The sequence below is a fragment of the Streptomyces sp. NPDC050856 genome (genome assembly GCF_040653855.1).
Lineage (GTDB): Bacteria > Actinomycetota > Actinomycetes > Streptomycetales > Streptomycetaceae > Streptomyces.
Genome location: NZ_JBFAGV010000009.1, coordinates 197,078 through 206,906, shown reverse-complemented (window position 1 = coordinate 206,906; position 9,829 = coordinate 197,078). Strand labels below are relative to the sequence as shown.

At 73.4% G+C, this 9,829-nt stretch carries 10 protein-coding genes and 1 pseudogene; all 11 read right to left on the bottom strand.

The features are described 5' to 3' along the window. Nucleotides 1–132: 132 nt before the first annotated feature. The gene (locus AB0H53_RS11840) at nt 133–1,791 is read right to left on the bottom strand and encodes a catalase (RefSeq protein ID WP_362110183.1); all 1,659 of its coding nucleotides are present in this window, start codon (nt 1,789–1,791) and stop codon (nt 133–135) included. A 144-nt stretch (nt 1,792–1,935) separates the two neighbouring features. Continuing rightward, nucleotides 1,936–2,733, bottom strand: coding sequence for a metallophosphoesterase (locus AB0H53_RS11835; protein WP_362110181.1), 798 nt, complete (start codon nt 2,731–2,733; stop codon nt 1,936–1,938). After that, nucleotides 2,730–2,984 (bottom strand): hypothetical protein, encoded by a 255-nt coding sequence (locus tag AB0H53_RS11830; RefSeq protein WP_362110179.1) that lies wholly within the window; start codon nt 2,982–2,984, stop codon nt 2,730–2,732. The genes AB0H53_RS11835 and AB0H53_RS11830 overlap by 4 nt, the downstream gene beginning before the upstream one ends. Continuing rightward, the gene (locus AB0H53_RS11825; RefSeq protein ID WP_362110177.1) at nt 2,981–3,703 is read right to left on the bottom strand and encodes a nucleotidyltransferase family protein; all 723 of its coding nucleotides are present in this window, start codon (nt 3,701–3,703) and stop codon (nt 2,981–2,983) included. Before AB0H53_RS11825 ends, AB0H53_RS11830 begins: the two co-directional genes overlap by 4 nt. Nucleotides 3,704–3,785: 82 nt before the next feature. Next, the gene (locus tag AB0H53_RS11820; RefSeq protein WP_362110175.1) at nt 3,786–5,312 is read right to left on the bottom strand and encodes a choice-of-anchor A family protein; all 1,527 of its coding nucleotides are present in this window, start codon (nt 5,310–5,312) and stop codon (nt 3,786–3,788) included. A 108-nt stretch (nt 5,313–5,420) separates the two neighbouring features. Continuing rightward, nucleotides 5,421–6,245 carry an amino acid ABC transporter ATP-binding protein gene (locus AB0H53_RS11815; RefSeq protein WP_362110173.1) on the bottom strand — a complete coding sequence of 275 codons (825 nt, stop codon included), beginning with the start codon at nt 6,243–6,245 and terminating at the stop codon, nt 5,421–5,423. 8 nt (nt 6,246–6,253) lie between these two features. Next, entirely contained in the window at nt 6,254–7,054 is an 801-nt protein-coding gene (locus tag AB0H53_RS11810) for an amino acid ABC transporter permease (RefSeq protein WP_362110171.1), read from the bottom strand. Continuing rightward, nucleotides 7,051–7,896: an ABC transporter substrate-binding protein gene (locus AB0H53_RS11805; protein ID WP_362110169.1), complete on the bottom strand. Its 846-nt coding sequence runs from the start codon at nt 7,894–7,896 to the stop codon at nt 7,051–7,053. The genes AB0H53_RS11810 and AB0H53_RS11805 overlap by 4 nt, the downstream gene beginning before the upstream one ends. 358 nt (nt 7,897–8,254) lie before the next feature. Beyond that, nucleotides 8,255–8,653: pseudogene (locus AB0H53_RS11800) on the bottom strand (GNAT family N-acetyltransferase); the annotation flags it as partial. A gap of 301 nt (nt 8,654–8,954) precedes the next feature. Continuing rightward, the gene (locus AB0H53_RS11795) at nt 8,955–9,191 is read right to left on the bottom strand and encodes a hypothetical protein (RefSeq protein ID WP_362110167.1); all 237 of its coding nucleotides are present in this window, start codon (nt 9,189–9,191) and stop codon (nt 8,955–8,957) included. Nucleotides 9,192–9,285: 94 nt separating this feature from the next. Then, nucleotides 9,286–9,765, bottom strand: coding sequence for an NUDIX domain-containing protein (locus AB0H53_RS11790; protein WP_362110165.1), 480 nt, complete (start codon nt 9,763–9,765; stop codon nt 9,286–9,288). Nucleotides 9,766–9,829: the final 64 nt, after the last annotated feature.

The window sequence follows — 9,829 nt, the reverse complement described above, 5'->3', positions numbered from 1 at the left end:
CCCGCCCGCCCGCCCTCGCGGCCCCGGGGGGGGGTGCCACCGTGGCCCCCCCCGCCGGGCCCCGCCCCGGCGCCGGCGCGCGGGGCCCCGCGCCGGTGAACCGGACGGGGCCCCGTCGCGCGGAGCGGGCGGTCAGCGTGTGACGACGTGCCGCTCATTGGGAACGCAGTGCGTCATGGTGAGCCCTTCGACGTCCCGGGGCGGGTTGTCCCCGAGATTGGCCAGGCGCTTGCGGTCCTCCTCGGTGAGGTCCTGGCTCTGCAGCGGCTCCAGGTGGGCGACGTCCTTCGGGGCGATGCCCAGACCCTCGCCGACCCGCAGCCCGAGGTCGTTCTCGACCAGCAGGAAGTGCCACACCATGCGCTCCTGCACCGGCCGGTCGCACTGGGACAGCAGGTTGACGAAGTTGTGCACCAGGTCGTCGCGCTCCCACTCCTGCATGAGCAGGTAGCGCTGGCCCGCCTGGAGGTAGTCGTTGGTGCGCGGGATGCGCTTGCGGGTGAGCCCGCCCCGGATCTCCGGGCCCTGCTCGTCATGGGTGGGGTACTCGGCCTCGCGCAGGCCGCCCAGGATCGACGGCTCGTAGTTCACGGTGGGGTTCTCCCCGCCGCCGTCCACGTAGTACGCCATCTGGCCGCCGCGCTGGTTGGTGCGCACCGACGCGTTCTTGGCGTGGTTGACCGGGAGCTGGAGGTAGTTGGGGCCGACCCGGTAGCGCTGGGTGTCGCTGTACGAGAAGGTCCGGCCGACGAGCATCTTGTCGTCGGAGAAGTCCAGGCCGTCGACGAGGACACCGGTGCCGAACGAGATCTGCTCGTTCTCGGCGAAGAAGTCCTCCGGCATCCGGTCCAGCACCATCCGGCCCACCGGCTTCGGCGGGAACTCCTGCTCCGGCCAGGTCTTGGTGTCGTCGAGCGGGTCGAAGTCGAGCTCCGGGTGCTCGCCGTCCTCCATCATCTGGACCAGCAGCTCCCACTCGGGGTGGTCCCCGCGGGCGACCGCCTCGTACAGGTCCTTGGTGGCGTGACCCAGCGAGTCGGCCTGGACGTTGGCCGCGTCCTCCTCGGTCATGCTGCGCACACCCTGCTTGGGCATCCAGTGGTACTTGACCAGGACGGTCTTCCCCTCGGCGTTGACCCACTTGTAGGTGTTGACGCCGAACCCCTGCATGTGGCGGTAGTCGGCGGGGATCCCGCGCGGGGAGAACAGGTTGACCAGCATGTGCATCGCCTCGGGCGTCTGCGACATGAAGTCGAAGATCCGGCGCGGCTGCTGCTCGAAGGTGACCGGGTCGGGCTTGAGGGCGTGGATGACGTCCGGGAACTTGATCGCGTCCCGGATGAAGAAGACGCCCAGGTTGTTGCCGACCAGGTCCCAGTTGCCGTCCTCGGTGTAGAACTTGACCGCGAAGCCGCGCGGGTCGCGGGCCGCCTCGGAGGAGTCACGGCCGCCGATGACCGTGGAGAAGCGCACGGCCAGGTCGGTGCGCTTGCCGCGCTCCTGGAACAGCTTGGCCCGGGTGTAGCGGCTGATCGGCTCGTCCCCCCAGGACCCGTAGGCCTCGAAGTAGCCGTAGGCGGTGACACCACGGGCGTGGACCACCCGCTCGGGGATCCGCTCCCGGTCGAAGTGGCTGATCTTCTCCAGGAACTGGTAGTTCTCCAGCGTGGCCGGTCCCCGGGCGCCGACCGTGCGCTGATTCTGGTTGTCGTAGACCGGGTGGCCCTGCCGATTGGTGAGTACCTTCCGGTCGTCGCCGGGTGCGGGCCCCTGGCTCGATACGTCCGTCACGATCCTCGGCTCCTCTGCTTCGTCGGTACGACGCCTGTAGGGCAATGCCTGATATGTCGCAGTATGCTCCGTTACCCCTCGCGCGGGCCCCCCTAACCCGCCACGGAATCCGGCCGCCGGCCGGCGCCCGGTGCGGCCCGGCCGCTACCGGCGGCCCGCCGCCGAGCCCACCGCCGCTCCCGCGCTCACGGCGCCGTCGCCGGAGGGGCCGCGTCCGGCGTGCACCGGCAGGTGGTAGACCGCGAACGCCCGGCCGATCACCGGCTGGGCGACATTGCGCACCCGTACCCCCGCGCTCGTCATGCCGTGCTCGGTGCCCATGTGCGCGTGCCCGTGGACGGCCAGGTCGGCGCCGGCCTCGTCCACCGCCTCCGCCAGCAGGTAGCTGCCCAGGAACGGGTAGATCTCCAGCGGCTCGCCCGCGAGGGTGTCCGGCACCGGGGCGTAGTGGGTCAGGGCGATGCGTACCGCGCAGTCGGCCTCCGACAGCATGGTCAGCGAGTCCCGCAGCCCGTCCGCGCAGCGGCGGGTGTACCGGATGAACTCCTTCATGACCGGTTCGCCGAACTCGCCGCCGCTGCGCCCGGCGAAACCGCCGCCGAACCCCTTGGTCCCGGCGATGCCCACGCGCGTCCCGCCGACGCTCAGCACGGTGCCCGCCCCCTCCAGCACGGTCACGCCCGCGCTGTCGAGGGCGGCCGTCACCTCGTCCTGCTGGTCGCTCTGGTAGTCGTGGTTGCCCAGGACCGCCACCACCGGCACATCGAGGCCCCGCACCTCGCCGGCCACGATCTCGGCCTCCTGGACCGTGCCGTGGCGCGTCAGGTCACCGGCGAGCAGCAGCAGGTCCGCGCAGTCGCCGAGGGACTCGAAGGCCGGCCGGAGCACCCCCGCGCTCCCCGGGCCCAGGTGGATGTCGCCCACCGCCGCTACTCGGATCACGACAGCTCCTCCGGATGGTCGGGTGCGTCGCCGCAGACGACGACGAGGTCCGCGCGCAGGGGCAGCCCGGACAGCTCCTCCTCGGCGATCCGCAGGATCTCCTCCCGGCAGGCCGGGCTGGAGACCGTGCCGTAGAGCATCACGGCCGTCCCGCGCTGTTCGATACGGATGCCGAGTTCGGCGATGTCCTCGCTCGCCAGCCGGTCCCGCAGATGGGCGATGCGGTACTCGGCGGTGTCGGCGGCGCTCATGACGATGCCTCCGGTGGGTCGATGACGTTCAGGCGTTCCAGCAGGAACAGGAACGCCTCGGGCATCGGGGACCCCTCGCTCTCCGCGCGCAGCAGGTCCCAGTCGATCTTCTCACGCAGGGTCCGCGCGATCGGGAGTACGGCTCCGAAGTCGCAGTGGTGCTCGGAGAACGCGGCCAGCAGGCTGGCCAGCAGGTCGGTCGGCGCCAGCACCGGCATGCGCACCGAGTCCACCGGCAGCGTCTGGGCGCGGCCGAGGAGTTCGGGGGTCACCGGGTGCCGGGCCAGTTCGAAGATCAGGTCGATCTCCTCGCCGTAGCACCGGGCCTTGATCAGCCAGTCCTCCGGCGGTACCCGGACCTGGATGCCGGCCTTCTCCAGCTCCTCGGTCACCGCCCCGGCGTCCTCGCGCAGAATGGCGAAGTCCGTGTCGTGCTGGAGGCTCTTGGGCACACCGTGCGCGTACGCGGCGACGCTGCCGGCCAGGGCGAAGGGGTGGCCCGCGCTCTTGAGCAGCGCCGCCACCTGCTTGGTGGCCTCCAGAATGGCCTGGGTGCGGTCCGGGGGCAGCCCGGCTGCGTCCGTCGCCTCGGCGCCCGGGCGGGCGGCCGGGGGCGGCCCTTCGGCGGCGCCCGCCACCGCCTTCCCGCCGGCCAGTCGCAGTCCGGACGGCTCTGCCGGGCTGGCTGGCTGGGCGGCGTCTTGCGGGTGATTCCTCACGGTGTTCCGTCCTCCTCGTCGGCCTGCGGGAGGCGGTTCGGGTACCCGCCGTTCCCACATGTATGGCTGCCGGGCGAACGGCTCAGCCACCGGTGCGCCGGCGGCGCCGGGACACCGTGGTGGTGAGGACGGTGCCGGTGGTGACGAGCACCGCGGCGGTGGCGGCGAGCAGCCACAGGACGGACCGCGACCCGGTGTCGGCGATCTCGCCGGCCGGGACGGACGCGGTGGCCGGGCCGTCCGCCGCGGGGAGGGCACCGGCGGCCGGCCCGGTGTCCTCCGGGCCGGGGCCGTCCGCCGGCGGCACGGCGCCGGACGGGGGCGGCGTGGTGTCGTTCGCCTCCGGGGACGGTGGGACGGCGGACTCGGTGGCGAGCGCGGTGGTGGACGCGGTGGCGGTCGGGACGTCGCGCGCCGGCGGCCGGAGTCCGTGGGCCGGCGCGCCGGGCGTCCGCGAGGCCGCCGCGTCACCGTTCCCGTGCCCGTCGTCCCCGTCGTTCCCGTTCCCGTCGGTGCCGGTGCCGGTGCCGGTGCCGGCACCGGTGGCCGGGTCCTGAGCGGTGCCCGTGCCGCACTCCAGCCGCGCGGCGAACGGCGCGCGGCGCATCTCACCGGCGTCCACGGCGCCGCCCCGCGCCCCGGCGAGCCGCCCCGCCGCCAGCGAACGCACCACCACGTCGCCCTCGACGGCTGCCGGGCTCAGGTCCGTCAGGTGCGCCCGGGGCGCGTAGACACTGCCCCGGAGCGTCGCGCCCGCCCTCAGGGTGATCGCGGTGGCGTCGGGGAAGGCCCACAGGATGTACCGGGCGTCGGCTTCGCCGAGGCCCCTCATCTCGGGCGCACGCCAGGAGAGCTCGCCGCCCGAGCCCCGGGTGTCGACCACCACCACGAGCGGTGCCGTCGCGGCCGGCCGGCTCTCGAAGGTGAGCGTCCCGGTGCCGGCCAGCTCCGCGCCGGTCAGGCGCAGCACATTCGTCCGGCCGGCGACCGGCCGCACGGCGCCGCCGTCGCCCACCACAACGGTCGCCGGGCACCGGGCGAGCCGGTCGGCGCGCTCCCGGTGGGTGGCGAAGAGGGCGTCGAAGTCCGGCAGGCCGCGTGCCCGGCTCACCGAGGCGGCCGGCTGCGGGGTGGACAGCTCGATGCGCGGGACACCGTCGTAGCCGGCGCGGGCGGGGACGACCCGGGTGTTGACCGCGGCGCCGTCGGCATCGGTGTCCACGGCCGCGCTGCCGTCCAGGTCGCCGATCTTGACGTACCCGTCGCCCAGGACCCTGACGACGCCGTTCGCGGCGCTTCCGGTGAAGTCGACACCGCCCCCGACCAGGAGCGCCGAGGGCTGCGAGTCGCCGGGCGCGACGAAAGTGCCCGCCGAGCGGCGCGCGATGTCGTAGCCCGGCCCGAAGGCCAGGTCGCCGCCCACCGCGACGGTGCCCTCCGCCGCCGTACCGGCCAGCAGCGCGTTCCCGTGGGTCATGACGCCGAAGCCGTGGTTCCCGGCCAGCGGGTTGCCGATCGCGTCCGCCGCCTGTGCCCCGGGCGCCGGCGGAGCCGCCCCGAGGCTCATCGCGCACAGCACCGGCAGGAGAACCGTTCCCGTGAATCGCATAGCAGCAGAAAATATGACCAATGTGGTCGTTCGCGGCGGCGACGCGCCCACCGGCCGGGGCCGCCGGCCGGTGGTTCACCTGGCCGGGGGAGGGCCGGCGCCCGAGGGTCAGTCGCCGCGGGGCGGTTCGGCGGCGGCCGGGTCCAGGATGCGGGTGAGGAAGTGCCGGGTGCGTTCGTGCCGGGGGTCGCCCACCACCTGCGCCGCCGGGCCCTCTTCGACGATCCGTCCGTCGTCCATGAAGACCACCCGGTCGGCGACCTCGCGGGCGAAGCTCATCTCATGGGTGACCACCATCATGGTCATGCCCTCGGCGGCCAGCATCCGCATGACGGCGAGCACGTCCCCGACGAGCTCGGGGTCCAGCGCCGAGGTGGGCTCGTCGAAGAGCATCACCTCCGGCCCCATGGCCAGCGCCCGCGCGATCGCCACCCGCTGCTGCTGCCCGCCGGAGAGCTGGGCCGGGTAGGCGTCCGCCTTGTCGGCCAGACCGACGCGCGCCAGGTTCTCCCGGGCGGTCCTCGCCGCCTCCTCCTTGCCGCGCCGCAGCACCCGCCGCTGCGGGAGGACCAGGTTCTCGGTCACGGTCACATGCGGGAAGAGGTTGAACTGCTGGAAGACCATGCCGATACGGCGGCGTACGGCGTCGATGTCGACGTCCGGGTCGGTCACCTCGGTCCCGCCGACGAACACCCGGCCCGCCGTCGGCTCCTCCAGCAGGTTCACGCACCGCAGCAGCGTCGACTTGCCGGAGCCGGAGGGACCGATGACACAGACCACCTCCCCGGCGGCGACCTCCAGGTCGATGCCGCGCAGCACCTCGTTGTCGCCGAACGACTTGTGCAGGTCCCGGACCTCGATCTCCGGCCGCCCGGCGTCCCCCGCCGTCGTTCCCCGGCCCTTGCCCAGGTACCCGCCCGTTTCCTCGCGCATCGCGTCCCTCACTTCGCCTTCGCGGCACGGGCCTCGAGGCGGCGCACCACGAAGCTCAGCGGAACCGTCACCAGCAGGTAGCACAAACCGGCGACGAGGATGGGCGTCGAGTTGGCGGTCTGACTGGCCAGGTCCCGGCCGAACTTGGTCAGTTCGCGCTCCTCCAGGGTGACGCCGAGGAACAGCACCAACGAGGAGTCCTTGAACAGCAGGACCAGTTCGTTGGTCAGCGGCGGGATGACGATCCGGAACGCCTGCGGAATGATCACCGACACCATGGCGCGACCGTGGGAGAAGCCCAGCGACCGCGCCGCCTCCATCTGACCCTTGGGCACGGCCTGGATGCCGGCCCGGATGGTCTCGGCCATGTACGCGGCGGCGACCAGCCCCAGGCCGAGCGCCACCTTGCCGTACGTGCCGCCCGGGATCTCCGTCCCCGGGAACGCCAGCGGCACCGCCACACCAACGAAGATGAAGATCAGCAGGGCGGGCAGGCCCCGGAACAGCTCGATGTAGACGCTCGCCACCCACCGGTACGGCGCGACCGACGACAACCGCATCAGCGCGATGACCAGCCCGAGCACCAGGCCGAACAGGAAACCGGAGAGGGTGTAGACGACCGTGTTGCGCAGCGCGGTGGTGATGATGTCGGGGAAGAGCTGCTCGGCCAGGTCCGCCTGCGCGAACTGGTTCCGCAGGCGGTCCCAGTCGGCCTTGACGGCGATCAGCGCCACCACGGCGGCGAACACGGCGTACTGCACGCCCTGCCCGATGCGGCGCCGCTGGCGCCGGGTCACGCGAGAGGTCACGACCGGCCCTTGGGCATGGGGCCGATCCACTGTTCGTACAGCTTCTTGTACGTGCCGTCGGCCCGCGCGTCCTTGATCGCCTTGTCGATGGCGGCCCGGAGCTTGTCGTTGCCCTTCTTCACCGAGAAGCCGTACTGCTCACCGGTCTCGATGTTCTGGCCCACGGCGAACGCGCCGGCGTTGGCCTTGTCCTTCAGCCAGCCCTGGACCACGGGGTAGTCGATGACCACCGCGTCGACCTGGCCGGTGCGCAGCCCGTTGAGGACGGCGTCGGAGCTCTCGAACGCCACCGGGTCGAATCCCTGGCTCTTGGCGTAGCTCTCGCCGGTGGTCTCGGCCTGCGCGCCGAGCTTCAGCTTCCCGCTCCTGACGTCGGCGAGTGTCGTCGCGCCGCTCTTCCTGGTGGCCAGCAGCGCCTGTGTGGCGTCGAAGTACGGGACGGAGAAGTCGACGTTCTTCTTGCGCTCGTCGGTGATGGTCATACCGGCGGCGGCGAGGTCGCACTCGCCGGAGTTGAGGAAGGCGCCGGTCTTGAAGTTCTCGAACGGCGTGTCGAGGATCTTCTGTTCGACTCCGAGGTTCTTCGCCACCAGGTCCACCAGCGCCACGTCGAAGCCGACGACCTTGCCGTTCTGCTCGAACTGGAACGGTGGATAGGGCAGGTGGGTGCAGGTGGTGAGCTTCCCCTTCTCCACCACGGGCACTCCGCCGGCCGCCTCGCCGGGGCCCTCCCCGCCGGAGGAACAGCCGGCCGCCAGCACCAGCGCGGCCGCGGCGGCACAGGCGGCGGTGAGGTCGCGGGGGGTGCGGTGGACGCGCTTGCCGTCGGTAGTCCTGGACACGCTTGACCTCCATGGGCGCGGGGCGGTGCCGGTGGGGCGACCACTGCCCATGATCGTATGACATGAACGGCGCGGCGTCGCGGAGCTGGACGGAGCGGGCCGGCCGGTTCCCGGGCAGCGCCGGTGACCTGGCGTCGTCCGGCCGCCGGGCGGGCCGCGGCGCCCACGGGCGGCCGGACGCCGCAGAGCGGACCTGGACAGGGAGCTCCTTCAGGAAGCAGACCCGGTCCTGTCCCGGATCGTTGTGGTCGCTGTGCACCGGCAGCCCCTCGATCTCCCGGTCGCCCTTCTCCGGGCTGAAGCCCATGGCCCGGTGGAACGCCAGGGCGCCGGCGTTGCCCGGTGAGGTCGGCGCCCGCACCTCGTGCCGCCCCGCCGCCGCGGCCCGGGTCATGAAGGCCGCGTACATGCCCCGCGCCAGCCCCTGGCCGCGCAGCCCGGGATCCACCGCGACCAGGTGGATGTACGCCTCCGCGGGGTTGTCGGCGGAGTGCAGACCGATCAGGAACGCCCTGACCCCCGTGATGTCCTCGACCACCAGACTCGTCCCGCCGAAACAGCGCAGAAGAGCCTGGGCAGCGTCAGTGCCGGATCGCGGGACTCGGCCGGGGTACGCGCGCCGTCCCACCACCGCTGGACGCACTCGACGATGGCGCGATGGTCCGAGACGCGCGCTCGGCGCGTGAGTGGCATGTCGCTCCCTCGTGGGTCTGCGGGTTCCCCCAGGAGAGTCCGGCCCGCCGAGCCGGTGCGCCATGCCGGCCGCGGCCCGGCCCGGTGCCCGGCCCACGGCGTGTCGCGCCGCCGGGCCCACCCGGACCGGCGCCGCGGGGCGCCGGTCCGCCCCGACCGGAGCGGGCCCACCCGTACCCGGGCGGGGGAACGGCGCGCGGCAGGTGGCGCAGACGGGGACGGCCGCCGCGACCATCCGTCGCCCCCGCCCTCCCGGCCGGGGGGCCGGGCCGGTCCGGGCGGAGCCGGTGGGCGTGCCCCGCGCCCCGGGCGCACCGGCGGACGCGGACCGGGGCCGCACCGGCCGCGGGCGGCGCCGCGGGTCGTCATCCGTGCCCGGTGTCCGGGGCGCGCAGCGCCGAGACCAGGCGCAGCAGCCGGGCCTCGTTGCCCGACAGGCCGGCGGCGCGCAGGGCCCTGTCCGCCTCCGCCATGGGCGAGGACAGATACGCCGCCGCCAGGGGGGCGAGCGCCGGATCGGTGAGCACGGCCTGCGCGGTCTCGACCAGACGTACGTAGGCCTGGGCCGCGGCGCGCTCGTCGGTGGTCAGCGTGGTGGTCATCTCTGGCTCCCTGTCGACCTGTTGGGGCCTCCCACTCTGGCGCACGGCACTGACAACGCCCTCGGTCCGCGTCGGCCGGCCCGGGCGCCCGGGGCTACCGGGACGCCCGTCCCGACAGGTACTCCTCCAGCCGCGCCAGGAAGGTCTCCTGGCCCCGGACCAGCAGCGGCGCCGCCTCCCGGGGCGTGCGCCACGCCACCCGGTCCACCTCGGGGAATTCGACGGACACGCCCGATCCGCGCGGCCACTCCATGCTGAACGTGCCCGGCACCACCCGCGCCGGATCGAGGTCCCCCTCGACGGCCCACACCGTGACCAGCTTGCCGTTCGCCTGGCGCGCCTCCCCGAGCGGCACCCGCTCGCCGTCCGGGGCCGGCAGCCCCAGCTCCTCGGCGAACTCCCGGCGCGCCGCGGCCTCGGCGGCCTCACCGGGCTCGTACTCGCCCTTGGGGATCGACCAGGCCCCGGCGTCGCGCGAGGCCCAGTACGGCCCGCCCATATGGGCGATGAGCACTTCCAGGCGGCCCTCCCGGGTACGGAACAGCAGCAGACCCGCACTTCGCTTCACCGTCATACCGGCCAGTCTGCCCGCCGGCCGCCGCCCGGCCCCCGGTTCCGGCGGGCCGAATGGACCACCC